Origin of the sequence: Paenibacillus sp. p3-SID867, from assembly GCF_025142895.1 — a bacterium.
Lineage (GTDB): Bacteria > Bacillota > Bacilli > Paenibacillales > Paenibacillaceae > Paenibacillus_AQ.
Map to the genome: position 1 here is coordinate 64,328 of NZ_JAMBDM010000006.1, position 26,056 is coordinate 90,383.

The 26,056-nt window shown below is 48.3% G+C and carries 27 protein-coding genes; 13 read left to right on the forward strand and 14 right to left on the reverse strand.

The genetic code is table 11. The features are described 5' to 3' along the window. Position 1: 1 nt before the first annotated feature. The 5 genes from M4D81_RS13880 to M4D81_RS13900 form a co-directional block, all read right to left on the reverse strand. Positions 2–925: a copper amine oxidase N-terminal domain-containing protein gene (locus tag M4D81_RS13880; protein WP_260066931.1), complete on the reverse strand. Its 924-nt coding sequence runs from the start codon at positions 923–925 to the stop codon at positions 2–4. A 322-nt stretch (positions 926–1,247) separates the two neighbouring features. Continuing rightward, positions 1,248–1,646 (reverse strand): helix-turn-helix transcriptional regulator, encoded by a 399-nt coding sequence (locus M4D81_RS13885; RefSeq protein WP_071223490.1) that lies wholly within the window; start codon positions 1,644–1,646, stop codon positions 1,248–1,250. A 114-nt stretch (positions 1,647–1,760) separates the two neighbouring features. After that, positions 1,761–2,387, reverse strand: coding sequence for a hypothetical protein (locus tag M4D81_RS13890; protein WP_260066932.1), 627 nt, complete (start codon positions 2,385–2,387; stop codon positions 1,761–1,763). Between the two features lie 293 nt (positions 2,388–2,680). Then, the gene (locus M4D81_RS13895) at positions 2,681–3,076 is read right to left on the reverse strand and encodes a hypothetical protein (RefSeq protein WP_260066933.1); all 396 of its coding nucleotides are present in this window, start codon (positions 3,074–3,076) and stop codon (positions 2,681–2,683) included. A 130-nt stretch (positions 3,077–3,206) separates the two neighbouring features. Next, on the reverse strand, positions 3,207–3,362 hold the full coding sequence (locus M4D81_RS13900; protein ID WP_194541414.1) for a hypothetical protein: 156 nt from the start codon (positions 3,360–3,362) through the stop codon (positions 3,207–3,209). 220 nt (positions 3,363–3,582) lie between these two features. On the opposite strand from M4D81_RS13900, the gene M4D81_RS13905 reads away from it, so the two are divergent. The 6 genes from M4D81_RS13905 to queF all read left to right on the forward strand — a co-directional run bounded on the left by M4D81_RS13905 (position 3,583) and on the right by queF (position 7,579). Next, positions 3,583–4,035: a cell division protein ZapB gene (locus M4D81_RS13905; protein ID WP_071223493.1), complete on the forward strand. Its 453-nt coding sequence runs from the start codon at positions 3,583–3,585 to the stop codon at positions 4,033–4,035. A gap of 54 nt (positions 4,036–4,089) precedes the next feature. Continuing rightward, positions 4,090–4,794: an AIM24 family protein gene (locus M4D81_RS13910; protein ID WP_260066934.1), complete on the forward strand. Its 705-nt coding sequence runs from the start codon at positions 4,090–4,092 to the stop codon at positions 4,792–4,794. A 277-nt stretch (positions 4,795–5,071) separates the two neighbouring features. Further along, a complete protein-coding gene (queC, locus tag M4D81_RS13915) occupies positions 5,072–5,743 on the forward strand; it encodes a 7-cyano-7-deazaguanine synthase QueC (RefSeq protein ID WP_260066935.1) in 672 nt (223 codons plus the stop codon). A gap of 1 nt (position 5,744) precedes the next feature. Then, the gene (gene queD / locus M4D81_RS13920; RefSeq protein WP_071223496.1) at positions 5,745–6,236 is read left to right on the forward strand and encodes a 6-carboxytetrahydropterin synthase QueD; all 492 of its coding nucleotides are present in this window, start codon (positions 5,745–5,747) and stop codon (positions 6,234–6,236) included. Then, positions 6,229–7,020: a 7-carboxy-7-deazaguanine synthase QueE gene (gene queE / locus M4D81_RS13925; protein WP_071223497.1), complete on the forward strand. Its 792-nt coding sequence runs from the start codon at positions 6,229–6,231 to the stop codon at positions 7,018–7,020. The genes queD and queE overlap by 8 nt, the downstream gene beginning before the upstream one ends. 61 nt (positions 7,021–7,081) lie before the next feature. Beyond that, positions 7,082–7,579: a preQ(1) synthase gene (gene queF, locus M4D81_RS13930; RefSeq protein ID WP_009591586.1), complete on the forward strand. Its 498-nt coding sequence runs from the start codon at positions 7,082–7,084 to the stop codon at positions 7,577–7,579. Positions 7,580–7,699: 120 nt separating this feature from the next. On the opposite strand, the gene M4D81_RS13935 is transcribed toward queF, so the two are convergent. The 3 genes from M4D81_RS13935 to M4D81_RS13945 form a co-directional block, all read right to left on the reverse strand. Further along, positions 7,700–8,605 carry an EcsC family protein gene (locus M4D81_RS13935; protein ID WP_260066936.1) on the reverse strand — a complete coding sequence of 302 codons (906 nt, stop codon included), beginning with the start codon at positions 8,603–8,605 and terminating at the stop codon, positions 7,700–7,702. Between the two features lie 195 nt (positions 8,606–8,800). Then, positions 8,801–9,274, reverse strand: a complete 474-nt coding sequence (locus tag M4D81_RS13940) for a Dps family protein (RefSeq protein WP_071223499.1) — start codon at positions 9,272–9,274, stop codon at positions 8,801–8,803. Positions 9,275–9,481: 207 nt separating this feature from the next. Next, positions 9,482–10,930 (reverse strand): potassium/proton antiporter, encoded by a 1,449-nt coding sequence (locus M4D81_RS13945; protein WP_260066937.1) that lies wholly within the window; start codon positions 10,928–10,930, stop codon positions 9,482–9,484. A 193-nt stretch (positions 10,931–11,123) separates the two neighbouring features. On the opposite strand from M4D81_RS13945, the gene M4D81_RS13950 reads away from it, so the two are divergent. Next, entirely contained in the window at positions 11,124–12,239 is a 1,116-nt protein-coding gene (locus M4D81_RS13950; protein ID WP_260066938.1) for a GNAT family N-acetyltransferase, read from the forward strand. Between the two features lie 195 nt (positions 12,240–12,434). Here M4D81_RS13950 and M4D81_RS13955 read toward each other — a convergent pair whose 3' ends face one another. Then, complete coding sequence (locus M4D81_RS13955) at positions 12,435–12,797, reverse strand: hypothetical protein (RefSeq protein WP_260066939.1); 363 nt, start codon at positions 12,795–12,797, stop codon at positions 12,435–12,437. Between the two features lie 77 nt (positions 12,798–12,874). Then, positions 12,875–13,537: a general stress protein gene (locus M4D81_RS13960; RefSeq protein WP_194541403.1), complete on the reverse strand. Its 663-nt coding sequence runs from the start codon at positions 13,535–13,537 to the stop codon at positions 12,875–12,877. Between the two features lie 235 nt (positions 13,538–13,772). On the opposite strand from M4D81_RS13960, the gene M4D81_RS13965 reads away from it, so the two are divergent. Then, positions 13,773–14,726: a hypothetical protein gene (locus tag M4D81_RS13965; protein WP_260066940.1), complete on the forward strand. Its 954-nt coding sequence runs from the start codon at positions 13,773–13,775 to the stop codon at positions 14,724–14,726. 72 nt (positions 14,727–14,798) lie between these two features. Then, positions 14,799–15,038, forward strand: a complete 240-nt coding sequence (locus tag M4D81_RS13970) for an NHLP leader peptide family RiPP precursor (RefSeq protein ID WP_071223505.1) — start codon at positions 14,799–14,801, stop codon at positions 15,036–15,038. Positions 15,039–15,132: 94 nt separating this feature from the next. Here M4D81_RS13970 and M4D81_RS13975 read toward each other — a convergent pair whose 3' ends face one another. From M4D81_RS13975 to M4D81_RS13985, 3 genes are all read right to left on the reverse strand, one after another. Further along, positions 15,133–17,022 carry a sensor histidine kinase gene (locus M4D81_RS13975; protein ID WP_260066941.1) on the reverse strand — a complete coding sequence of 630 codons (1,890 nt, stop codon included), beginning with the start codon at positions 17,020–17,022 and terminating at the stop codon, positions 15,133–15,135. Between the two features lie 149 nt (positions 17,023–17,171). Next, positions 17,172–19,088 (reverse strand): sensor histidine kinase, encoded by a 1,917-nt coding sequence (locus M4D81_RS13980; protein ID WP_260066942.1) that lies wholly within the window; start codon positions 19,086–19,088, stop codon positions 17,172–17,174. Positions 19,089–19,283: 195 nt separating this feature from the next. Continuing rightward, positions 19,284–20,735, reverse strand: coding sequence for a SulP family inorganic anion transporter (locus M4D81_RS13985; RefSeq protein WP_260066943.1), 1,452 nt, complete (start codon positions 20,733–20,735; stop codon positions 19,284–19,286). A gap of 343 nt (positions 20,736–21,078) precedes the next feature. Between M4D81_RS13985 and M4D81_RS13990 the strand changes: the two genes are divergently transcribed. The 4 genes from M4D81_RS13990 (at position 21,079) to M4D81_RS14005 (ending at position 23,689) form a co-directional block, all read left to right on the forward strand. Then, entirely contained in the window at positions 21,079–21,777 is a 699-nt protein-coding gene (locus tag M4D81_RS13990) for a hypothetical protein (RefSeq protein WP_071223509.1), read from the forward strand. Positions 21,778–22,055: 278 nt separating this feature from the next. Next, a complete protein-coding gene (locus M4D81_RS13995; RefSeq protein ID WP_260066944.1) occupies positions 22,056–22,232 on the forward strand; it encodes a hypothetical protein in 177 nt (58 codons plus the stop codon). 92 nt (positions 22,233–22,324) lie between these two features. After that, entirely contained in the window at positions 22,325–22,717 is a 393-nt protein-coding gene (locus M4D81_RS14000) for a hypothetical protein (protein WP_260066945.1), read from the forward strand. A 249-nt stretch (positions 22,718–22,966) separates the two neighbouring features. Next, positions 22,967–23,689 carry a peptidylprolyl isomerase gene (locus tag M4D81_RS14005; RefSeq protein WP_260067126.1) on the forward strand — a complete coding sequence of 241 codons (723 nt, stop codon included), beginning with the start codon at positions 22,967–22,969 and terminating at the stop codon, positions 23,687–23,689. A gap of 164 nt (positions 23,690–23,853) precedes the next feature. On the opposite strand, the gene M4D81_RS14010 is transcribed toward M4D81_RS14005, so the two are convergent. Next, positions 23,854–25,986, reverse strand: coding sequence for a class I SAM-dependent methyltransferase (locus M4D81_RS14010; protein WP_260066946.1), 2,133 nt, complete (start codon positions 25,984–25,986; stop codon positions 23,854–23,856). Positions 25,987–26,056: the final 70 nt, after the last annotated feature.

A 26,056-nucleotide genomic window follows, 5' to 3' on the forward strand; every position in this document is an offset into this window, starting at 1 on the left:
CTTACTTAAATGGATTCTGAAGTAATATCAATGAATCAGTACCGATATCAAATCCAATGTACAGGGCTTTATTCAACTTAAATGACTTATAGTTCTTATCCCCGTCTCTTAAATCGTCCCCTTCACTCGTTGTTTGATAGGTTATTGTTACAGACTTATCTTTATTAATTAAGTAATTAGTATTGCCTCTACTACGGACTTGATCTCCAAGATAAAAGATGTTTGCCCGGAAGTTAGAATAGCGAATCCTTAATGATTGATACTCTCCAAATTTAACCGGCCACACATCGTATATGATACGATCACCAATTTCTAGTGGAAGATCATTCAAGGTAAAGACTTGGACACTTGATTTATTGTCGATATAGAATTTCTTTGTAGAAAACAAATCTATGAACCTTTTACTCATCGGTAGTTTTTCTATACCTGCTTCATCAATTGTTGGAACTTCCTTTGAACCTATCCAAACCCAATTACCAACCTTATCCCAGTTTACTGGTACACCAAGATTTTCACTTACAAATCTTAATGGAACATAAGTGCGCCCTTTAACAGCTTTAGCAGCTGTATCCATAGTGACATTTTTACCGTTTACAATGGCCTCTTTACTCCCTAAGGTAAGGGCAATCGATTTTCCATCTTTCATGTAAGTAACAGTTTTACCACGAAAGCCGATTTCTGCCTTTAAAGCTTCACCAATACCTCTGAGTGGCACTTGCACCCGGCCATTTTCAAAGACAGGATCTCCGCCTTGAAACTTCACCTTTCTTCCGTCCACCAAAACTGCTAATTTAGGACCCCCAACGGCACTATCTGCCTCAGCAGGAATAGGATCGCATAACCCGAGCCATGTCATACTAATCAAAGCTATAACCAATAGCTTTACATTCCATTTACTTACCTTGTTAGTTACCTCTTTCTTCATGAATATCCTCCTATACAAGTTGTGGAATAAACCTATGCTATTGCTCCATATCTCCTTCCTACGCCCTTGCTTAGGGACATCAACCGCCGTCTCTCACAATTACACATCCATGACATTTTTGGATGAATGAGAGAAATTATAGTTATATTATCATATAATCATCTATTTTGGTATAATATTCCTATCCTGATTCTAATTTACTACTCTATTCACATCTCCACATGAGATAATTAATTTCCCATAAATTTATAAAAACCTCGACGATAGTCACATGAAGATGTGTCCTTCGTTCGAGGTTTAATTGTTACACGTAGTGGAACGGTTATAGAACGGTAGAGGATTCATCCCGGTCCCCGGCCTGAATTTCAGCTTTTTCCGCGCTTTGCTTATATACAGCAGCCAATACCTTCTCATAAGCGCTTTCAAATTCATCGGGCAGCATCGGCTTGATTTGCTCCAATATGGTCAATAGCTTAAATAACGCCTGTACCTCCTCTTCCGATAAACCAAGCGGGTACATTGCAAAATGCCCGATAAATGTGTAACCTCGGCCTCGGCCTTGGTGAGTGATGGGAATATGCATGGCGCTGAGGGCATCCATATCCCGATAAATGGTTCTTTCGCTGGTTCCACAACGTTCGGCAAGCTCTCGAGCCAGTATACCTGGTCTTGCTTGTACAAGGGTAATGATTCTCATTAGTCGGATCAGTCGGTCTGTCATATGGCATTCTCCCTATCTTTCTAGTAAATTAGACATACATTTATTGACTGCTAAATAGTACATTCGACCCTGAAATCATTTTTCCTTTTTTATATACAGATTCTTCGTTCCCAGTTATTCTTTAAGTCTAAAGTCCCTTTTTCTATTCGCATTTTCAGAAGATAATTGCCGATATGTATCCAGATATAATCCAATTAGTTGATATAGGGTCTCTGCCTCCCTCAAATAATCCGCATCCCGAAATCGGATTGCGTATAAAAGCATCTCATCTGCCTGTCTACGAATCATTTCTTCTCCTCGAGCCAGCTTCCCCCGTTCCAGCTCTCTTCTTGCTTGCTCCAGAATGGAAGCATTCTGGTATAACTTCAGCACCTTCTCAACGCGATCATCTGCCCTCCGGTATTTCAATGCCGTATGATTACTGAATTGAAGCGGAATCGTTCGAGACGGCTGCAAGACGACCTGCTGCTTCTGAACATCCATATAGGTCCATAGAGCGGTAATTATGGGATACACCCCCGATTGCCTGGCTCCGACACTTAGCTCAAGAACCAGCTGTTTGGTTCTCCCTTCCGACAAAGAACCTAAAGACAATGAAATGTTGCGATCATTCAATATCTCGCCATGGCATCCATACATATGTCCTACTTGAACGTTTTCCCCTAATTGAAGGTGTAATTGGACATCTTCAGCCATGGGCTGATTAAAGCCGCCATGAGACTTCTTTTTTTGCTTTAACACACCAGCCCTCCACTCGATCAGCAGAAAGACCTGACTAGTGCCCCCAGCGAATACATGGCTGTGGCTCCATGTAAAATCCGAAAACAAGCCAGACTGCAATACATCCACCTCTTTCCTCTTCTTCTAATAATGTACCAATACAGATGGACATCTTACTGTCACGGAACATATGTTCCTATTATGAATTCGACAAAAAAAGACCACAGCCCTAGCAGCTGCGGTCTTTTGGATATGCTGATTTTTGTCAGATGTCGGACACGGAAGTCTTTTACTGCCTCGTAATTGACTTATTCCTACAATAAAACGGTCTGTACAATGGCAAATAATAATACATAAATGCCTATAGCAATCCCTAAAAACTTTATCCATTGGCTGGATCCGATGCGGTACAATTCGATAATGGCTGCGCTGTTCGCCGCCAGTCCGGTCATTAAAGCAAATATAAGGATGAGGAATGCCAGCTTTAACGACATGAAGCTGATCAATCCGCTTACGATAAGCGCCGCTCCGAAGGGCAGCTGAAAAGAACCGATCTTCGCAATGAATTCCTTCAAGTCAAGCTTCTGCTTCGTAAGCATATTGCCCGTAAACCAGAAGGAACCCAATAAAATGACGGTTGAGAACAGCCCCAGTAAAAGCGCCCGGCTCCCCATGCCGAAATCACTTAACAGGGCCGACATCACACCCAATCCGGAATAGAACACCTGCTTTATACCACACTCATACGCAAAAGAATGAAGTTCCATTCGCAATTAAACGCAAAAAAACCGGAGACGTTCTCCGGTTTTAATGGCTGTTGATTTCACTATACAGGGTCTATTAACCTATTTCTGCTGCCGAAACGGGTTTATCTCCAGTATGTCTTGATGTACGTTGAATGGGAGCGTACGTTACTTTATCAATTAATAATCCGTTACCCACGGGTTTTCCATTCACTGTAATCATAATTTTCTTCACGTTGTTATCCTTTATCATGATTGTAATCTCCTTTTATCTGTTCGTTCATTTTATGATCATTACTATGGGAAGGCTTGTTGGGCGCTTGCTTACATACATTACCCTTTACTTGAGCTAGTTAAACAACTTGGCCTGCTAATAGATTCACTTCCATCGCAAATGTGGGTAATATATTAATAGAAACCTGTCGGAATCTGATTCGTATTTACTATAAATAATCGAATGGTGGTGGTCCCTCTTGCATAAGCCGACAAAATCCAAGCTAATTCAACTTTCCCTCATATTGCTGGTGGCGGGGATCGCGCTGCCGGCCGGTGGACGGACCGCCAGCGCCAATTACTTTAATAATTTGTACGACAATATCCAGCAGTTCTCCGGACTGCCCGATGAAATAAACCAGCTCAAGAACAACTATAACCAAGCCCTGCAGGAACTTGATAAAGCCAGAATCGCTTCCGAACGGCTGCAGCAGCAAAATCTGACGCTGGCGGAGCAGAACTCCAATCTCGCGGAGCAGAACCAGCAATTAACCCAAATGGTAAGCCAGCTTCAGGAGGCTGAAGCCGCACGAAATCGCGGGGCGGAACGTATAAAGACCGTGGCGATCACCGCCGTGGCATTAGCTGCCGGATACTTTGTCATCATTCGCGTCCTGCGATTCGGCATGCGCCGAACGAATCGTTCTAAATAGGACAAGCTCTTATCCAGATCCCTACCATCCAACCAGGCAAAAGGAGGCGCGGCCATGATTATCCGAATGGAAGATGCAGCCGGCAGCGGAGCGGGACAAGCGGTTACGTTCTCCCTGACTGAAGGGGACACGGCCCATGTCCTCCATCCTGAGCAAATCGTTGCCTATCGGGGGCCCTCCTCCGGACGCAGCGACCGTCTCATGAACGTAAAAGGCATATACCGCAAGAAAAAATGGATTCGTGCCGATATTACAGGGCCCAGTCAGTTTACGGCTGCACTCCCCCCAGGCTTCAATATGCATGAAATTGAGCTGGAAGGCGAACAGGACATGCTCTATGATTTTCGGCATGTTTTCTTTTATACCAAGCATGTTACGATGCAGACACGAATCCTTAAGATCAAGAACATGCTGGTCACGCGGGATGCGATTAAGATGAAGTTTTCCGGAAATGGCAGCATCGGCATTTTGACCCAGGGTCCGGTATGTAAAGTCAAGCTGCATCCTACCGAGCCGTTGTATGTGGACGCCGGGAGCATCATCGCCTATCCGGAAGCGGCCAAGCTGGACCTGACCGTATACGGCAATCATCTGGCCAGCCAGCATATGAACTACCACTGGAAGCTGACCGGTGACGGTTACGTGTTGTTTCAAGCGGGACGCCAGAATCAGCGACTCGTGGACGAATTAAACGATGAAGGCATCATCAAGCGTTTTCTGCGGGAAGCAATTCCCTTTGGCGGAGTGTTTATCAAATAATCGGGCCGTGTTATAATAGAGGGCGTAATCAGACTGCATGCTGGATTCTAACACCCTATGCGGTCACAAGGACAACAGAAGACAATCCATGCGCCTCTCGCGGCGTGTGGGAGAGGTTCGTGAACTCCCTCTATAAAAAACTATCGTGTCTTATTCGGTACTGCACCCTAAGAATAAGGCTTGTTTTTTTACGGATTCAGTTCAATGAACTTCTCTTTCTTCTACAGGTTCAGCCCTTTTGGCTGTTCTTAAAATATGAAGGATGAGAGGTTTTTTTATGCTTAAAAATGAAAAAGCGGTCGTTGTTTTCAGCGGTGGTCAAGACAGCACCACCTGCCTGTTCTGGGCGAAGGAACGCTTCGCCGAAGTGGAAACCGTAACCTTTGATTATGGCCAACGCCATAAGCTTGAAATAGAATGCGCGGCACAGATCGCCAAGGAACAAGGCGTGAAGCAAACCGTGCTTGATATGAGCCTGCTTAATCAGCTGGCACCGAATGCGCTGACGCGCAGCGATATCGAAATTGCCGAAGGCGACGGCTTGCCCACTACGTTTGTGGAGGGACGAAACCTGCTGTTCCTCAGCTTTGCCGCTGTGCTGGCCAAGGGCATCAGTGCCAAACATCTGATCACGGGCGTATGCGAAACGGATTTCAGTGGTTATCCCGATTGCCGGGATAGCTTCATTAAGTCACTCAACGTTACGCTGAATCTGGCCATGGATTACCCGTTCGTCATTCACACGCCGCTCATGTGGCTCGACAAGTCGGAAACCTGGGAGCTAGCCGACCAGATGAATGCACTTGAATACATTCGCGACCATACGTTAACCTGCTATAACGGCATCAAGGGCGATGGCTGCGGGGAATGTCCTGCATGCAAGCTGAGAAAAGCGGGGCTCGATAACTATATGCAGCGCCGTAATCATGTATCCGAAGGGGGCGTCTGATATGAGCCGCGAGCCCGGGGCTTTCCGCATTGTAGAGCATCTGCAGAAGCTTGGCGAGGATATCGATGCCGGAAGCCTGCGTTACCATCGGAAGCGGGTGCTTGTCTCTAAGGAGTTTACCTTTGATGCTGCCCATCATCTGCATTGCTATGAGGGTAAATGCAAGAACCTGCACGGCCACACATACAAAGTGGTCTTTGGTATCAGCGGTACTCCCAATGAAGTGGGCATTACCGTGGATTTCGGGGACATTAAGGACTGCTGGAAAACAGACATTGAACCTTATCTGGATCACCGTTACTTGAACGAGACCCTACCGCCAATGAACACAACAGCGGAAAACATGGTGGTCTGGCTGTTTGAAAAAATGGAAGAATCCCTTCGCAGCAGAGAGTCGCACGAGCAACAAGGCACACGAACCGAATTCGTTCGCCTGTTCGAGACGCCGACCAGCTACGCTGAGGTCAGACGGGAGTGGATGATCGATGAATAATGTGCATGTAAAGCCTGAGAACGATTCAACTGCCTCCTCCCCGGTCATAGCAGTGGACCGTCCGATTCCCGTGATGGAGATTTTCGGTCCTACTGTTCAAGGTGAAGGCATGGTCGTTGGCCGCAAGACCATGTTCGTTCGTACGGCAGGCTGCGACTATCGCTGCTCCTGGTGCGACTCCGCATTTACGTGGGACGGATCGGCCAAGGACACCATTTCGCGCATGAATGCAGACGAAATCTGGCAAGAGCTGTACCGGCTGGGCGGTGAGCGCTTCGATCATGTCACCCTGTCCGGCGGCAATCCCGCGCTTCTCTCGCAGCTCGGCACGCTTGTGGATGAGCTGCACCGACATGGAATTACCGTTGCCGTGGAGACCCAAGGTTCACGCTGGCAGGATTGGCTGAATGACATTGATGAGGTCACCATCTCCCCCAAGCCGCCAAGCTCAGGTATGGATACGGACTGGGGCAAGCTCGATGATATCGTCTCCAAGCTGTCCGCTCGGGCGCCAGGCAGATCCTTCAGCCTCAAGGTTGTCGTATTTGACGATAAAGACCTCAGCTATGCGGAAACGGTCCATGAGCGATACCCGAACGTGCCGTTTTATTTGCAGACCGGTAATCCCGATGTAGGTACAGGTGATACCACTTCGCTGGTCTCCCATCTGCTGGATCGGTACGAGTTGCTTGTCGATGCCGTCATGCAATCCGACCGGTTGAACGATGTGCGTGTCCTGCCGCAATTGCACACGCTCGTTTGGGGCAATAAACGCGGCGTGTGACGTTATAATAAAAAATACGCTGATTGAGCATTTATTCATTTTAATAAAGGAGCTACCTTATATGGCTGGAAGACAAAAAGAAGAAATGGAAGACGTTACCCTGCTCGGCAACCAAGGCACGAAATACACGTTTGAATATGATCCCGGCATATTGGAGAGCTTTGACAACAAGCATCCTTACCGCGACTATTTCGTCAAATTCAACTGTCCCGAATTTACAAGCTTGTGCCCGATCACAGGACAGCCGGACTTTGCGACCATCTACATCAGCTACATTCCGGATATCAAGATGGTGGAGAGCAAGTCCTTGAAGCTGTACCTGTTCAGCTTCCGCAATCATGGGGACTTTCATGAGGACTGCGTCAATATTATCATGAATGACCTCATCAAGCTGATGGATCCGAGATATATCGAGGTATGGGGCAAATTTACCCCGCGGGGCGGCATTTCCATCGATCCATATTGCAATTACGGTCGTCCGGGGACCAAATACGAGGAGATCGCTGCGAACCGTTTGATGAATCATGACCTCTATCCGGAAAAAGTGGACAACCGATAGGTAGCCTTTTTCCTGAATGATGTTCAGTTCTAATTTCATAATTTCATAATGATGATAAAAAGGGTTACCGCCTAAGGTGGGCAACCCTTTTTTTGTCATTTTATCAGGAGGACTAAACGATTACAGGGGATATTCCATATTCTTAAGCCGGTAATTCAGACGCCGCTTCTTGTACAGCATTTTCCCCGCTTCGGCCACATCGCTGATCGTCCCTTTGTTGCTGATCGAACCGAATACAATCCCCGCGATCGGAATCAGCTGAAACAGCTTCTTCATCCCGAAGTTATCGGTATAAGACTGAACGACCTCACGCCAGCCCTGCAGCTGTGAGAATACCTGCTCTGTCATTTGTTCATCATCAAAAGTGGCGAGTTCCTCGAGCACCGCTTTTTTTCCCACGATATCGGCAGATGCAAACTGCAAGCACTTCACGATAAACACCCGCTCCCGGGGATCGTTCGGATCATAACCGTAACAAAGCGCCATCTCCTGCAGCACCTTAAGCGATTGACCGAGCACCATCGGCAGATCGGCCGCTATCGTAAATATCCCCCCGATTCCCGTGGCTGCTCCTTGCGCTGCGGCGAATTTGACTCGTTTTACCGTCAGCGTATCCGCTGCAGTATCCATGACTTGGAGCGGCAGCTTCGCGGCAGATGCCAGCGTAAGCCCGGAAGTCGCCGCTACCTCCTCTTCGTTCTCATCTTCAATGGATTCCTCCGGAGCGGACTTTACGGAAGGGCCGGAAATCGAATTCGGACCGTCCAATCCCGCTGCCTGTGCCAGAACGTTCATAACCGACTTCTCGCGAACCAGATGCTTCCCGCCGCTCTGAATAAATCCGCCTACCTCATTCAAGGCGCTTCCGATTTTCTCTTGAACAGCCTTAGGCGTGAGGCGATCCAGCAGCATGAAAGGAATTCTTCCGAGCTTCTCCCAGAACATGACATCCTTCTGCTCTTTCTCCCATTTCAAAATCTCTTGAAGCTGCGACTCCAGCTGTTGTCGTGATTCCATCTCTGTCATCCTCACTACTCCTATCCAACATTAAAAGTAACTATAAACTATATACGCAGTTCATTGAAGAAAGACGCAATAAATTTCAAATTTAATCTTACAACATCACACGCAAGATTTACAAAAAAGAGATCAACCCAATCGGGTCGATCTCCCTCTTTATTATCGCAATCCGTCAGGCGACGCAAGCATATAGATGTGAAATTATTTACCCAAGAAGGCATTCAGCATCCAGGTATGCTTCTGTACATCGCTGACCATGCCGGTCAACAGATCGGATGTAGCGTCGTCACCTTCTTGATCTGCGGCTTCGATTCCCGCCTTCAGTTCGCCGGCAAGCTGCTCGAAATCCGCAACCAGCTGTCCGACCATCTGCTCGGCCGTGTTTTCATCAGAAACCTCTTTCAGCGTGACCAGTTTCAGATATTGCGCCATACTGGCTGCCGGTTTGCCGCCAATGGCCAGCATCCGCTCTGCCAGCTCATCCACATAACCAGCTGCTGTGTTGTACAGTTCCTCGAATTTCTCGTGCAGCATATAGAACTGAGGACCTTTTACATACCAGTGATAGTGGTGAAGCTTCACGCCAAGCAAACTCCAATTGGCTACCTGCGTGTTCAAAATTTGTTGAAGTTCATTGGTTGTCGTTCCTTGTGTTTGTTGGGTTAAGTTATTCATCTATATCGTCTCCTTTGTTATTGTATTTAGACTTATTCTAAATCCTTGTATTAATCATAACAGATTCTTATCTCTTTTGCAAAGGGAATCGGAAACTTATCAGATGAAGATAGGATGAAGAAATTACCTTCTATTTATACCTATCCTAACTTATTTTTAAGATCAACTGCTATGATAGGCATCATATTTCTCCGGCTGCAAGTAATCTTAAGACAACCCCAGGATCGTTTTCATTTCCTTCCGCTTTTGCTTCGGATTCATGACATATAAAGTATCCCCTGCCTCAATGACCGTACTCCCCTTAGGCGTAATGATCCGCTTCTCCCGAATAATAGCCGTAAAAAGAATATCGTCCGGCAGATTCAGCTGCTGAATCTCCTTGCCGACAATGGGCATCTCCCCATCCACCAGAATATGGTTGACCTCGGAATCCGTTTTTCCAAGAGCCATTAACTCTAATAAAGTCGGTGCTTTGACTTTATCCTTCTCCACCAGCGAAAGCATTTGCGTGAGCGGAGAGATCGTGGTGCCTTGGATCACCGCTGAGGTCAACACAACAAAGAACACGACATTAAAAAACAATTCTCCATGCTTGATTCCCGCCAGAACGGGATATGTAGCCAGGACGATCGGTACGGCCCCGCGAAGGCCCGCCCATGAAATTAATATTTTCTCCCGCATGGCAAATTTGGTAAACAACAGGCTGCTGAACACGCCAATCGGCCTGGCTATAAATATGAGAATCAGGGACAATAACAGTCCTTGCCATACAACCTCCGACAGCTCATTCGGGAAAACAAGCAGCCCGAGCAGCACAAACATGACGATCTGCATCATCCAGGCGAAACCTTGGTTAAATGCCTGAATCGTCTTGCGGTATGTCAGCTCGGTATTGCCGAGCAGCAAAGCCATCACGTACACGGCGAGCAAACCGCTGGCTCCAAGCCAAGCGGCGGCGGCATAAGTCATTACGGCGAATCCCAGTGCCGTTACGGGATATAAGCCCGAGGAATCGAAATTGATACGATTGATCACATATACGGCCAGCATTCCGATAAGAACACCGACAACCAGACCCAGTCCCATCTCCATTACGAACGATAAAATAAGACCGATCAAATTCAGTTCCGGGTATTCGATCCATTCGATAAGGGATACGGTTAGAAATACCGCCATCGGGTCATTGCTTCCGGATTCAGCCTCCAGCGTCATTCGAATCCGTTTCTTCAAATTCGTTCCGCCGAGAACCGAGAACACGGCCGCCGCGTCCGTCGAACCAACAATCGCACCAATTAACAGCCCCTCTTGTAACGAAATATCCAGAATGAATGCAGCGCATATTCCGACGACAACTGTTGTCAGCAAGACACCTATCGTTGCAAGTGAAATGGCCGTCCCCATAACCGGCTTGATTTCTTTGAAATCAGTCTGCATCCCGCCCTGAAACAATATGACAATCAACGCAAATATGCCGACCAGCTGTGTGAGCTCCGCATTATCGTAATAAATGAAGCGGCTGAGAATCATCCCGATGGCAATAAACAGCACCAGGGCGGGCATGCCGAAGCGAGAAGAAAATTTGGTGGTCAATACACCTGTCACTAGCAAGGCGCCGCATAATAAAATCATGGAATCAACAAAACTTGGCAAGCTCATCCCTCCGGTGCGTCAAATTCGTACATTATATTACCCGAAAATCATCGCTTCCTCGCACACAATTAGTACTCCATCGGTCAAAGATTAACGGCGGAGCTGGCAGACAAGAAATTTGCAAACGTTTACTGGAAATTCCACGCCCAATGACTTTATACTGGTAACAAGCGACATACATAGGGGAGGCGTCAATCGAGTGAACATTTCTATTATGAAAAGCGATCAACTACATCAAGCTGTTGAGCTGTCCGACCGTATATTTCTGAAGCAGCCGGAACAGCCTTCTATGGGGGTGTCCTTTCCTCCGATATTCTCGCCGGGAATCAGCCATTCCTACGGTGCATGGGATCAAGACAAACTCGTTTCATTCATGGGATTCGTACCATTTACCATTCAAACTCGCGGTGCCCGATTAAATGTCTACTCCATCGGCTCCGTCTGCACAGATCCGGAATACCGGGGTCAGCGACTCGCAGGCAGTCTCCTGGAACAGTGTATCCGTCATGGCGAAGCTTCGGGGGCATCCTTGATCCTCATTTCCGGCGGAAGATCCCTGTATACCCGGGCAGGCAGCCGTTTGTTCGGCCGTGCACTCCGGTTCCGTCTAGACCCGGCCGTCACTGAGCCCTTACGGGCGGTAACGGGAAAACAAGTGCGCATCCGGGCAATGCAGCCGCAGGATTTATTCCACCTTCAAAGGCTAATGGAACAGCGGGAAGCCGGTTATGTTACCACGGCTTCGGAGCTTAACAAGCTGCTGGGTGCGAGCGCCTACTCCAACGTGATCCGCCTTGAGCAGCAGGTGCTTGTCGCCGAAGAAGACGGCGTGTTGACTGCATTTGCTATCATCGCCGTACCCGGAGCTGTGATGACTCCTTCGAGAGAATCTACCCTTGTAGAATGGGGGGGAAGTCCTGAAGCGGCTGCGCTGGTCATAGCCGAGGCGATCTCTTCCTTCAACCTGTCAGAGCTAACCGTTCCACTGCCATGGCAGGATAACGAGCTGGCAGCGTTAATCCAATCCGCCGGCATCAAGCCTGAATATATTCAGAATGAGGGGACCGTGTATTTGGTTAGCGGCCCGGAACTGCTCCGTCAGTTGGCTCCCGCGCTGCCTGAGGGGTTGATTCAGGCAGATGGCGAGCATGGTCCTTACCGTCTTAGCTTGAACAATGAAGTATTGGAACTGGATGATGAGGGTTTGCTCTCGATCCTGTTTGATCCGGAATCCTCTTATCGGGCTAACGGAAGCATAACCTTTGAACCTGAACCTATCCCTCTCCCGTACACAACAGGTCTTCAATATATTTGACGCAGATACTGAGGGTGCATTTGATCCTTCCCCCTAGCGGGGAGGTCATGTGCACCCTTTTTATTTGCTAGGTTATAGATCTGAATCTATTACCCGACAGTATATACCGCTGCTATACATATCAACGATGGTCGTTCGCCTATTTTTAACTGGATATGTGCCCTTCACCTCCGCTTCTACATAGGATGAAATAACCTATCTGATAGAAAGAGGTGCATGGCTTGAATCATCATCCAAAAAGAGGCCTGCAATCCCAAACAAGCCTGGGTATTCCAGGGCTCTTCCCCGGATATCCGTTCTATCCTTATCCATACTATCCACCTTATTATCCGATCTATCCTTTCCCTCCGTTTTATCCGGGATATCCCGGTCACGGATTTCCTGGACACGGGCATGGACATGGCCCATGGCATCCTGGCGGACCGGGATACGGTCCGGGTCCGTGGCATCCAGGCGGTCCTGGTGGTCCTGGTGGTCCCGGACACGGACACGGTCCTGGCGGCGGTCCCGGTTACGGGCCGAGGGGAACACAGAGACAGCGCAGTAAGCGGTAAACACTCGCTAACGCGCAATAACAACCCGCCCGGTTCATCCCGGGCGGGTTGTTATTGATAATCCATATCTATAAATGAAGTTTACCGTCTCTTCGAGATCTCATCCCGATCCGGACTTATGGCACCGCCATTACCATCACCATAACCTTGATACAGATTAGGGTCCGGAACCGCATCCTCGGTGGCAGCCGCTGCTTCGGAACGTGAATCTACCGGCGCACCGGAACCGCTATAGGTGCCTTCCTCACGGTAATGATGTTCATTTAGGGCGCTATTGCTGCGGAATATATCATATACCCGGCCACCGTTCGTTTCATCTGCATCCACCATGACCAGAATATGGCCTTCATCCACATAGCCCCCATATTCCTCGGCTTGCTCTTCCGGAATTCCGAGTCCAATGAGACCACCTACCAATCCGCCCGCGCCGGCGCCAACGGCTGCTCCCGTAAGGGTTGCCGCGATCGGACCAGCCGCGACGATCGGACCAATGCCTGGAATGGCCAATGCACCTAAGCCGGCCAGCAATCCGGTTACACCGCCTAATACACCGCCTGTGGCCGCACCGGATGCCAAGCCCTCAGGTGCCTTGGTGCCGGTCTCCTCCTGAATATGAGAAGATTCACCGCGATCTTTGGCAATGACAGAGATTTCATCGGCTCTGAAACCTTGCTGCTTTAGTTCCTCAATGGCCCGGGTTGCTTCCTGCTCCGTCCGAAAAGCTCCTACAATTTTCTGAGTCATATGAATTCCTCCTAATGGTCATTTTCGGTTATCGCTGTACATTCCTAACTTAAACGCCAGCCGCCCTAATCAAACAAAAAAAACGATATAGCGTCTGCAAAAGGCCTCCCCGCAGATCTCAAAAAACCCATGATTATCCAGTCATATAACTGGTAATATTTAACTCTATGAATATTCATGTTAATATAGCAAGTAAGCACATGTACCTTAAAAATAGAATAGGGTTGGTGATTGCATGAACTGGTTCAAGCCATTCGAGGACGATCTTGCTGCTGCATTCGCAGTCTGCGAAGCAAGGTTATCCGAGCTCCCTGCTCCCTTGAATGAAATCGGTCTTTCCTACTTAAGAAAGTTTGACGTGTTCGAGCAGGACAGTTCCAAAAATTACATTTGTTATCTGCTTCCTTTTTGGATGAAAGAACTGACCGAACTCCCCGCCGATGTATACCGACACCTCTCAGCGGCCAACATTATCGGCATGTTATACTACTTCATTCAAGACGACATAATGGACTCGCCCCATGACAGTCAGTCTTCCACAGATTCGAAACATCATCTCGCACTTGCTAACCTGCTGTATTACGAGTTTCTCACATCCTATCAACCCTATTTTCCAGCAAACTCCGACTTCTGGTCTTATTTCAAAAACTACACGCACGAATGGTCGGAAGGCGTTATCCATGAAACCCAGGATGATTACTTCAAGCACAACCCTATCAAGGTTGCAAAAAAGGCAGCTCCCGTAAAGCTGGGAAGCACGGCAGCATTGCTTTTATCTGATCAAGCAGGCCTCATTCCACGAACGAATGATGTAATGAACCATGTTTTGCTTACCTTGCAGATGATGGACGATTGGACCGATTGGAAGCAGGATCTTGCGGATGGCAGCTACAATTGCCTGCTGTCTCTCATTAAATCGGAATTGGGACGACCGTGCGACACAAATCTGACGATGACCGAAGTTCAAGAAGCCATCTATATCAACAACGCGTTGAAACCCTATGCAGACATTGCTGCAGCGACCCATGCCCATCTCTTATCGGTAGATATAGAAGCCCCCAATCTCATCTCCTTTCATCAAACGATGGTAGACGAGCTTCAAGCCGAAGCGAATCATATCGAAAACAGTAAAGAAACCCTTTCTTTTGGCGGATTAAACTATTACTTGTCTATTCTAAGCAAAAAATAATAGATTTTATATTTGTTCCATGGTATTCTTTAAGAGTAAAAAATAACCAATTTATTTGAAAGGGTGATTCTTATGACGACAGAAGCCATCTTTCAAACACAATTGATTCAAAAAGCTTGGGAGGATCCTAGCTTTAAGGCAAAATTGCTTAGCGATCCGAAATCCGCCATCAAGGAAGTTCTTGGGGTACGGATTCCCGACCACATCGAGATTCGAACGCTTGAAGAGAACCCTAACGAGCTGTATCTGGTCATTCCTCCGAATCCATCAGGCGTGATCAAGTCAGAAGCCAAAGCAAAAGCCATCTGGTAAAGACTACATAACAGCCTGGACATTTCATAAATAGATGTAATCGGCTCAAAGAGTGGGGACGATCGCCGTCAAAGCGCTGCCGCAGCTTAGCGAATTATTCGCCAGCTGCGGGAAGCGTAATGACAGCATCCGTCCCCACTCCTTTTTTACTCGTAAAATAAATGTCTCCATTCATGGCTTCGATAATTCGGAATGTCACCATCAGGCCAAGCCCCGTGCCTTTGGTTTTGTTGGAGAAATAAGGCTCTCCCAGCCGTGCCAACACATCCGGCTCCATCCCTTCGCCATTATCTACAACATGAATAAATACCTGGTCCTGCTGGCGATAGCAGCGGATATGAACCAATCCCTCTTCGCCCAGCGCCTCGATGCTATTCTTAACAATGTTGATAAAAGCCTGCTTAAATTTCGAGGAATTCCCCCGAATCGTAATATCCTCCGGAATATCAACGGTAATCTTGCCTCCTTGGAGGTGGGCAAGCGGACCAAGTATGCCTTCGATATGTTTAAACTCCTCCGCAACCCGAAGCACGGTGTCTTTGCCGAATTCCGGTTTGGCAAAGGTCAAGAAATCCGTAATAATGCCGGATGCACGGTCCAATTCCACCAGAGCCAACTCCAAATATTCGCGTTCCGCGGCTTGGGCTTTTCCGGTGAGAAGCTGCAGGAATCCCCGCGTAACTTGCAGCGGGTTACGAACCTCATGCGCAACCGATGCTGCAAGCTCACTGATGATCTCCATTTTCTCCGATCGCTGTAGTTCATTGTTGAACATCTCAAGCTCCTTGGAGTATTGAAGAATCCGTTCGTGGTTTTTGGCAAAATGCCGTCCCAGAATGACAATCAAGGCAATAATGAAGCTGACAATCCCCCATTTCCAGAGGAAGAGATTGTAGCTGCCACGGGTGAGGAAAAATTGCAGCAGCTCGCTTAAGCCCACAACTGCGAAGATTGCAAAGCCTGCATTAAAAATAACAGCGTCCTTATTACCCTTCACGGCATAATACATGGAGCTTCCGACCAGCAATACAAATTGAACGATCATCACAATACCCATTACATGAACGGAGAAGAAATAATACAGATCGAACCATTGATTCGAACCCCATTGATTAACAATCAGAAACAACCCGCAAAACAGCGAGTAAAATATCTGGAACTTGCGGAGTTTGCGCAGCAAGCCCTTCCAGCCTGGCCCAAAGATGGTTTCAAAAAAGAGACTGAACGAAGGAAGTAAGATAAATAATGAGATGTCATATAAGTGAGTGTAAATATTTCCATATTGATTAAAAATCGTATAAAGAAACGGGGAGTATGTAAACACCAGTATGCCTACAGATAAAATAATGCAAGAAAGGGATAATACAGCGACCAAATATTTTCTGTTCAAAAAAATAGCGCAGATCAACATCACCAATGCGATAAATATAAAGGCACTCCCAAGAATGATGTCCATTAAATTCGACTTGATAAACCGATTAAACATGTCCTGATACTCGCCGACGAGGATTTTCCCTTCAATCGTCACATGATCCCTAGCGGTCTCCAGCCAGATGTGAAGGTCCTTGCCGAGCATGTTCTGATTCAGAGGAAGCAAGATGTAATTAAGCTCATAATTGTACGTTCGGGTAGATTCGTAAATCTTCTCATGGTTCGCATAAACCGCAACCTGTTGTCCGTGGAGCTTATCAATCAAAATGCCAGGGGATGCGGATGCGATCTCGGGAATCTTCATATGAATCCACGCGGATGCCTTGGTATGCGGCTTAAAAGGCTTCGAATCACCGGCCGAAGTTTCCATCCAGTCATTGATATGAACGGGCACGCTCTCCGGTATCCCCCGGGACTCCGACCAGAGGATCCTCCACTCCTTAATCGCTGCACGAACTGCCGTTTCTTCGGTGGCAAAGACAAGCCTGGGGAGCCCCTGGCTTAAAGTAAATACGATGATCAGGAACACAGCGATTCTCCATCCAGACTTCATTGACGCACCTCAAACATTATAATGAGTGAAACTCTTACTGTGTTATTCGATGCAACAAAACCTTCCACCTTCTAATATTCGGAAAAATGATAAAATTTTCTATTATAGACGTAACAAAGAGAGACACCGTTATGGTATCTCTCTTCCATTTATACTTCCGATTCCTGCGTAGCAGATACGGCCGGAAAGCGGATAATAGCCTCGGTCCCGCTGCCCTTCTCACTAACAAAATGAATGGTGCCATGCATCGCTTCGATGATTCGAATGGTAACCATCAACCCAAGCCCCGTCCCTTTGGACTTATTGGAGAAATAAGCCTCGCCAAGTCTCTCAAGATCCGCAGCATCCATTCCGATGCCGTCATCTTTGATGTGAATGACCACTTCTTCTCCCTTGGCATAGGCCCATATGCGAATAACCCCTTCTCCATCCAGTGCTTCGATACTGTTCTTGACGATATTAATCATCGCTTGTTTGAGTTTGGAAGAATTACCCGTCATGAATAATTCCTTTGCGTTATCCAGCTCGATCGAGCCCCCGCTAAGATTGGCAAGCGGCAGCAGGATGCCTTTTACATGCTTCAACTCTTCATACACATTCAGCTTGGTCTCGTTCTCCAATTCAGGCTTGGCAAATGTGAGGAAATCCGTGATGATTCCCGAAGCCCGGTCCAGCTCCTTCAGCGCCAGGCCAAAATACTCCTTCTCCACCTGTTTGGTGTTCTGTGCCAGCAGCTGCATGAAGCCGCGTGTCACTTGCAGTGGATTACGAACCTCGTGTGCTACTGAGGCGGCCAGCTCGCTGATGATCTCCATCTTCTCCGATCGCTGAAGCTCATTATTAAACATCTCCAGTTTCCTGGAATACTGCAGCACTTGCTCATGGCTGCGGACGAATTTACGGCCCAGCATGACAATCAAAGAGACAATCAGTCCGATAATGCCCCACTTCCATAAAAAGAAATGATATTCCCCGTCATGGTAATAAAAAGCCAGCAGATCTCCGAGCGTCGCTAACGCCATCATCCCGAAGCCTACAGAAAAGATATAAGCGTCCTTGTTCCGCTTGGAAGCATACAGAATCGTAGTACCGACCAGCAGCAGCATCTGCAGGATAATCAGAATACCCAGGATCTTCACCGAAACCAAATAGTAGATCTCATAAAATGAATGATGGCTGACCACATGGGCAACTAGAAATATCAGGCATATGACGGAATAGGCTATTTGAAATCTTCGGCAGTAGCGAATGACTCGATAGGGCCCGGGGCCATATATATTCTCAAAATAGTAATACAGCGCCGGCAGCACGGCGAAGAGTGAAATATCAAACACCGAGACCCACACGCTGCCTTGGTCTCCATAGAAAGTGTATAGGAACGGTGAATACGTAGTAAGCATAGCCCCGCTTGCCAGAATAACCACGCTAAGCGACAGCCAGCTGGATACCGTATGCTTCGGAAGGAACAAGCAGCAAAAGAACATGACCATCGCAATAAACAGAAACGAGCTGCCCAATATGAAATCTTCCAGGTCCTTCTTGATAAAGCTTCCACGCAAATGCTCATATTCGCCAAGTATAATATCGCCTTCGATGCCTAACGTCATATCCCTGACGCCGTTCGTCCATATATAAACGGTCTTGCCGGCATCATCCGGATGGACCGGAAGCAGAAGAGAATGATTCGTGTACATATAGTCTCGCTTGGCTTCATACACCTGTTCATTCTCCAAGAAAGCCACAACATCCTGTCCCTTGATGCGGTCAATCATGATGGCAGAATGTTTCCAAGGGAGAGCCGGTAAAGTAAAACGATTCCATGCTGAATATACCCCATCTGACTCGGGGGGTCCCTTCTTGTCTGGTATTCCCGCCAACCAGCTTCTTCCCTGCAGGTTGACCGGCGAAACAACCTCCTGTTGTTCGTTATCCCACATAAACTGCCAATCGGATATCACGATTTGAGAACTCTTTGCGTCCGATTTTCCCGGTGATATGGTCGATATAATCAGCAGCAGCGGTACCACCAGCAGAAGCAGGAATATGGATTTGGGCATATCCTTCATCTAGTCAGCACCTCTAACCGTCTATAGTCAATAAAAGTCCGCATCTTCTCTGTGCAGCTAATTCGACAAACTTCGTGTTCATTTACAATCAATATAACATGAAACGTCTGTTCCGTTTGTAAATTTTTTATTACATACAGGCAAATGAAAAGGGATCGCCCTTAACCCTAAGGTTAAAAGCAATCCCTTACACCTCTAGTGTGTGGAGCTTGAAGCAAGGCCGACTTTATCAACCATCCGCTGACTTTCGTCGTTCAACCCTACGAGCCTGATGTCTTTACCCGCTTCCTTGTACTTATTCAATACCTTGGAAATAGCATTGGTAGCTGACTGATCCCATACATGGGATTTGGAAAAATCAATCACGACCTGCTCAGGGTCCTCATTTACGTCAAACAGGTTTACAAAATACATCATCGTTCCGAAAAATAACGGTCCCCGGATTTCGTATACCTTCGTACCGTTTGGCTGCACATGCGGTACGGCATGGATTTTTGCCATTTTCCAGCCGAAATTCAGCGCGCTTAATATAATTCCGATCATGACCCCGATGGCCAGATTATGCGTGGCCACCACGATGATTACCGTTGCCAGCATGACAATGGCATCACCTAGTGGTACACGATGAAGTGTGCGAAGCGATCCCCATTCAAATGTACCGATGGAAACCATAAACATGACCCCGACAAGCGCTGCCATCGGAATTTGTTTCACGACATCACCGAGCACAATGATGAGAAACAGCAGGAACACACCGGACACCAGCGTTGATAACCGGGTGCGACCGCCTGATTTGACATTAATCACTGTCTGTCCGATCATGGCGCAACCGGCCATGCCGCCGAAGAAACCAGTGATCACGTTGGAAACACCCTGCCCGCGGATTTCACGGTTCTTGTCGCTGCCGGTCTCCGTCATCTCATCCACGAGTGACGCCGTCAGCAGCGATTCCGTCATCCCGACGACAGCAAGAGCCAGAGATATAGGCAATATCGTCATGATCATATCCAAACTGATGGTTACATTCGGAATGTGGAAGAACGGAAGAGCCTGCGTAATGTTGCCCATGTCGCCCACCGTTTGCACAGGAGCTTTGAACCACACCGCGATGATGGTCATCACAATGATGGCAACAAGCGCCGAAGGAACTGCTTTGGTAATCAGCGGCAGCAAGTAGATGATAAGCAGCGTTCCGATGACCATCAAGTACATGGGCCACGACTCGCCCTTGAAATTCGGAAGCTGGGCCAGAAATATGATGATGGCCAGCGAGTTCACGAATCCGGTGATGACCGGCTGGGGAACAAATGTAATAAACCGCCCGAATTTGAGCGCCCCCATCAACAATTGCAAAATACCTGTAAGAATGGTTGCCGCATACAAATACTCGATCCCGTGCATCGCCACGAGCGGCCCCATTAATGACGCCATGGCCCCTGTTGCTGCGGAGATCATGCCGGGACGGCCCCCAAAGAATGAAATACTGACTGCTATCACAAAAGAGGCATAGAGTCCAACCATGGGATCGACGCCAGCCATGATGGAGAATGCGATCGCTTCCGGTATGAGAGCGAACGCTACCGTCAATCCTGACAAAATATCCCTGCGCGAGTTGCCAAAGAAGCCTTGTTTAATCCATTGAAACAAAGTCCTGATCACTTCCTGTTCTATTATAGTGGTTTGACAATCCACTCTCAGGATTGTCCTGGTCCGATAATCACTTTTTCGATTATAACGGGATCATTTCAAAATTTCATTATTCAATTTAAGGAACCTATCCCACGATATCATTCATTTTCTCCCGTTTGTCTTGAATTACGTCCATTTTTCCAATTTAAAAAATATTCATAATACGGCAAATGACAGGGAAAGATAAAACTTGTTTGGTTTATCATAACCTGAAAAGATCCAAGATTCATTCTTGATTCAGCGGGTAAAGTCGAAGTATAGAAACCTATTGGATTTGAACACTTGGAAGGAGATGGACCCTATGCGAGACGAAAATAACCGCAATACGCTGGCAGATTTGACATATTTGGAATTCGAGGCCAAACGGAGAGTCGAGGATACGGACATGATTCCACAAGATGATCTGAGAGACGTCAACACCTACACGGAGCAAAGTTTAAGCAGCGAAGACGCGGACCACATTGCCTACGATCAGAATGAAGCTGCGCCTGCGGATGCGAAACCGGAAGAACGTCTGAACCCGGATCACAGCGCCATCGATGCATGGGAAGCGACCGGTGCCGATCCCGATCAGCGGACCATTGCCGACGAGAGAAGCTTTTCCTCCTCGGGACTGGCCGAAGCAGACCGGATCGAACGGGATCGACCCGTCGATGAAACTTACATTCGCGATGTCGCAGATGATGTAACGGATCGGGAATGGCGAGCCGCCGAAGATGAGCCCCCTTCTCGCCCCGGAGACGAAATTATCGGCCAATACTCCGGCGATACAGAGCGGCGGCTTGCAGCTGACGCTTCATTAACCGGCAGCGGTACTGCGTTTTTAAATCAGGACATTTTTACGAATTACCCGTCCGAAGAAGATGAATACCAGCCGCTGGAGGATGTACCGGATGCGGACGCCATAGCGGCTAACAGCCCGGTGGACCCAGCCGCCCCGCCAACGGAGCAGATGCACGGAACCGATCTACTAAACGGCAGCCATGGTGAGGACGACTAAACCGGCAAGACCCGCCTCCCTAATAGGAAGGCGGGCCTTATACTTGTATGGGTTCGATCCTCTATTTTCCGAATATGATATCCAGCCAGCCGAGAAATGACATCCACAGCAGGATGCCGATCAAGGTACCCCATATGAGTGCTGTTAATATGTTTCCCTTTCTTTCCATGCCTATGCCTCCCATACAACATCTTTTATAGTAAAACAGTATGGGTCGAGCTATCAGTTCTTATACTAGCCACCATTTCAAAGACTAGATTTAATAGGAGGAACAGCCGATGAAGAAGCATCCTGACGAGAACCCGCGTTTAGTGACCGAACGCGACATTGATGAGGATTTTGGCCTGTTTGTCGAGGATTCATATCCGGACAGTATCCCGTTACCCGACAGCATCAAACACGAGAAGCCGGATGGCAGCGAAACGAGCAACCGCGGAAACTCTTCATCTTCCTGATCCTTCACACCGGAAATGTAACCTCTACGTTCACCCATGTCATACCTTCCAACATACACTACACCATACGACCCTGGAAGGATGATGCTGATATGAAAGGATTGCCGATCCGTCCCTGCGGACATAAAATCACGCTGCAGCAGCGGCTGGCCTCTTTAACCGGTCATCTGGTAGAAGTCAACGCACCGAACACCGGTTTGGAACCCGGACGTTTGCAGCGGGTATTCCCGAAAAATTTCATCAAGGTACAGGGCGAGCTCTTTGTGCCGTCCAGTCTCAACTCGGTTCGGGTATTTGATGTCAAGCCGCCGGGCAAAACGGTGCTGGTAGGCGTGCGGACCACCTTCTCTACCCGTGGTGCCTTTAACCGGATCCGTCTGGTCAGAATCGGAGCCGATTTTATTGAATTGCTCGCCAAGGATAAGAACCGTTCCCGGATTCTGCTCCCATTAAACAAAGTGGAAGGCATATTCCCGGTGAAGTAGAGACAGTTAAACGCTTTCCTTTTCCTCAGGCTTCCAGACTTGCGACAAGTCCGGAGGCTTATTTTTTTGATTATGGAGTGCAAGGCAGGACCGACTTTGGCTTCTGTGACATTACGTTACGTCGAAACGTTTTCCTATAGATTATGTATACTCACCTTTTTCGATTTTCAGTACTTGTCCAACCTGTGATAAAATATGATACAGATTAATTACTTAAGGCTTGAGAAGGAATAACAGGAGGAATCAATGATGTTGAAACGCAGAACACGCTGGATGCCCGCCCTATTCGTCATCCTGGCGCTGCTGCTCGTGATGACGGCATGCGGTCAGAATGACAAGGGAGCCGAAAGCGGCGCAGGCGGCGGAACGGGCTCGACGACCGGGGCAACAGCACCCGAAGCGGAAGCCCCGAAGGAAACCGAGGTTAAGCAGAACGTGCCGGACCCGAACGCCAGCCACCCTATCGTTACCATTGAGATGGAGAACGGCAAAACGATAAAGCTTGAGCTTTATCCGGAGGTTGCGCCGAACACGGTGAACAATTTCATCTCCCTGGTGGAACAAGGATTCTACGATGGGACAGGCTTTCACCGCGTCATCCCCGGCTTCATGATTCAGGGAGGCGACCCTGACGGTAACGGAACGGGGGGACCCGGCTATGCTATTCCCGGCGAGTTTACGTCCAACGGCTTTCAGAATGACCTGAAGCATACGACAGGCGTATTATCGATGGCCCGGGCGCAGGATCCAAACTCCGCCGGATCGCAATTCTTCATTATGGTTGCGGATGCACCTTCGCTGGATGCTCAGTACGCATCCTTCGGAAAGGTGATCGAAGGAATGGAAACCGCAGAGGAGATCGTGGGCTTGGAGCGGGATCAGATGGACAAACCGCTTGAGGTTCCCGTCATGAAGAAAGTGACGGTTGATACGCTCGGCAAGGATTATCCGGATCCCGAGAAGCAGGAATAGCATCTCTTCGGACTAGCATTGCCTCGCAAGTTCATGGCATTGGCACACATCCCGGATCACTTGTGAATACAGGCATACCGGCAGGTTTAACGATACAACAACAAGACCCGTACGCTGAATTGAGCGTGCGGGTCTCTTTTTTAAGTTACAGCCTGTTGTCTCTTCTAGGAATGGGCCGGCTTCTCGATGACGTACAAGCAAGTGCTGTCAGGCAGCTTCACCGGCTTCCCATCTTCATCCATGAATTCGATTCGATCAGCCAATGCCTCGGCATATCCTTCCTGCAGATAATGCTGCTCCACGCGGATGATCGCCTCAGGACCTAGCGTCCTGCGTATACATTCCGCATACTGCGTAGGCGTAAAGTAGCCAAACTGCTCTTGCACTTCATGAACGTAAGCTTCAGCGCCCCAAGTATAGGTGTACAGGAACTCCATTGCATCGTTCACGGGCATGCGCACTTCCGCCTCGGCCAGCTGCTCGTATGATATGACCCGCCCTTTGAAATCCGAGGCATATCGGATCAGCCATTCCATACCGTCAGCCTCAAGGAAGCGAATCCTTCTCCATGCATCCTCTGGCTCGGTCATAATCCCGTCACGGATGATGATGCGCCCCCTTGGAGCAAGCACGTCATAGGCACTGAGCAAGGCTGCCTCCACGGTCGCCGTATTAAAGCGTGAACCGTCCGTCTCAATGTACGAATACAACTCATGTAAGATTGAAGAGAAGATAACCGTATCCACACTCCCCGGCTCCACGTAATCCCTGAGGTTCAACGCGTCCCCCTTCATCACTTCCCATGCTTTGTGCTCCAAACGTTTACGTTTCTCCAGCGCTTCAATCACGTTCGAGGAAATGTCGATCCCGACCGGACGCGCTTGCGGCAGCCGTTCCTCGATCAGGTCAAGCAGCACGCCGCCTCCGGGACCGATATCCAGCACCGCCGTTCCCGTAATATAATCCAGAATCACTTTTTTATAATCTCCCGTGCTGTTCATATCGCTCAAATAACTCTCTTCGTTATGAAATCTGTCGTAGGCGTCGCGGCGCAGGCCGAACAGGTCGAACAGAAGCAGGACCGCTTTCTCATAGAGGGGCGATTTCTCCGCTTCGATGCAAAATTCAATTAATTTCTCCGCTGCTTGCGAGAATTCGAAGGTAAAAAATACCGTATCCGGCAGCTCCGGCTTCCGTTCAATCCGGTGGCTCAGATGCGGGTTGGCCATCACCGACCCATGAAGGCAAGACGCCCAATCCGTTTGGCGCAAATATTGTTCAATCATTCTCTTCTTATATACGTTCAGCTTCTTGACGCCTTTGTAATCGTAATACATATCGTTCATCAGCGGCTCAAAGCTTAAGTGGTTCACCGATTCCGGAAGCAGCCGATCCCCTTGCCCCTCCGCAAGCGGCTGATCCGGGTCCCGCTTCTCCGAATGGAGAGCAAGCAGAAGAACTTTCACGAATTCTTCCAACGAGAAATCCTGCAGGGCGGCTTCCACGTACCAGAGCGTCATATCCTGAAATCCATGCAGAACAGCTGACAGATCACACTGCTCACGAATCCCATGAAGCTGCTTATCGAAGTCTTCTCCGCGGGCAATCGAAACGGATCGAAGACGGCGCAGCCGTTCCTCGTAAGTCCACCGATCCGGTACGGTCCCTTCGGCAAGATTCCGAATAAGCTGAGTTATTTCTTCCTGAACGGAATGCCAGAGCTCCTCCGATACGCCGCCGATGATGCAGTGATTCAAGGGGATTAGCAGCCGGATCAACTCATCCGCGGTCAGCCGTCCTTCCTCCGTAAGCTTATGCAGCGGCAGATTCTCCTCAAAAGCGACTTCCCCGCGAATGTGTTGCCCAAGCAGTCCATGGGTAAGTATGAGTGTGTGGACCATCTCCTCATGCGGAGACATGGTTCCGTTGCCGTCCCGGATATGTCTCTCGTATAGCTGGGCAGACCCGATATTATGAAGGAACAAGTTAATACCCGACTGCTGCCAGCGAAGTCGATCCCGCATCGTTCCGCCCTTGGCCGTTTCCGCCCACACCAGTACTTCTTCCAGCAGTTCTTTGATCCAATAGGAAACAGGCAGCGAATCCAGTATCTTCAATGTACGTTCTACATAATCGAGCACGGGGTTGGCATGGGCCAATTGGCCAATGGACGCAATCCGTTCCAGATTCACGATTCGTTCTTCGGCTGATACCAGTTTCATTAACCAAGGATACCTCTTGGCAGCCGCTTCATCCCCCTGCCGAAAAGCGGTTATGATATCCAGCGCGTGCAGCATAGATTGTTCCTCCACTTCCTGAAATAATAATGAACGCGTTACGTTTTTTCGCTGCTACGATTATAACAAA

Coding starts and splice junctions, on each gene's coding strand:
- M4D81_RS13880 (WP_260066931.1), bottom strand. CDS start 925: ATGAAGAAAGAGGTAACTAACAAGGTAAGTAAATGGAATGTAAAGCTA.
- M4D81_RS13885 (WP_071223490.1), bottom strand. CDS start 1,646: ATGACAGACCGACTGATCCGACTAATGAGAATCATTACCCTTGTACAA.
- M4D81_RS13900 (WP_194541414.1), bottom strand. CDS start 3,362: ATGATAAAGGATAACAACGTGAAGAAAATTATGATTACAGTGAATGGA.
- M4D81_RS13910 (WP_260066934.1), top strand. CDS start 4,090: ATGATTATCCGAATGGAAGATGCAGCCGGCAGCGGAGCGGGACAAGCG.
- queC (WP_260066935.1), top strand. CDS start 5,072: ATGCTTAAAAATGAAAAAGCGGTCGTTGTTTTCAGCGGTGGTCAAGAC.
- queD (WP_071223496.1), top strand. CDS start 5,745: ATGAGCCGCGAGCCCGGGGCTTTCCGCATTGTAGAGCATCTGCAGAAG.
- queE (WP_071223497.1), top strand. CDS start 6,229: ATGAATAATGTGCATGTAAAGCCTGAGAACGATTCAACTGCCTCCTCC.
- queF (WP_009591586.1), top strand. CDS start 7,082: ATGGCTGGAAGACAAAAAGAAGAAATGGAAGACGTTACCCTGCTCGGC.
- M4D81_RS13935 (WP_260066936.1), bottom strand. CDS start 8,605: ATGACAGAGATGGAATCACGACAACAGCTGGAGTCGCAGCTTCAAGAG.
- M4D81_RS13940 (WP_071223499.1), bottom strand. CDS start 9,274: ATGAATAACTTAACCCAACAAACACAAGGAACGACAACCAATGAACTT.
- M4D81_RS13945 (WP_260066937.1), bottom strand. CDS start 10,930: ATGAGCTTGCCAAGTTTTGTTGATTCCATGATTTTATTATGCGGCGCC.
- M4D81_RS13960 (WP_194541403.1), bottom strand. CDS start 13,537: ATGACTCAGAAAATTGTAGGAGCTTTTCGGACGGAGCAGGAAGCAACC.
- M4D81_RS13965 (WP_260066940.1), top strand. CDS start 13,773: ATGAACTGGTTCAAGCCATTCGAGGACGATCTTGCTGCTGCATTCGCA.
- M4D81_RS13970 (WP_071223505.1), top strand. CDS start 14,799: ATGACGACAGAAGCCATCTTTCAAACACAATTGATTCAAAAAGCTTGG.
- M4D81_RS13975 (WP_260066941.1), bottom strand. CDS start 17,022: ATGAAGTCTGGATGGAGAATCGCTGTGTTCCTGATCATCGTATTTACT.
- M4D81_RS13980 (WP_260066942.1), bottom strand. CDS start 19,088: ATGAAGGATATGCCCAAATCCATATTCCTGCTTCTGCTGGTGGTACCG.
- M4D81_RS13990 (WP_071223509.1), top strand. CDS start 21,079: ATGCGAGACGAAAATAACCGCAATACGCTGGCAGATTTGACATATTTG.
- M4D81_RS13995 (WP_260066944.1), top strand. CDS start 22,056: ATGAAGAAGCATCCTGACGAGAACCCGCGTTTAGTGACCGAACGCGAC.
- M4D81_RS14000 (WP_260066945.1), top strand. CDS start 22,325: ATGAAAGGATTGCCGATCCGTCCCTGCGGACATAAAATCACGCTGCAG.
- M4D81_RS14005 (WP_260067126.1), top strand. CDS start 22,967: ATGTTGAAACGCAGAACACGCTGGATGCCCGCCCTATTCGTCATCCTG.
- M4D81_RS14010 (WP_260066946.1), bottom strand. CDS start 25,986: ATGCTGCACGCGCTGGATATCATAACCGCTTTTCGGCAGGGGGATGAA.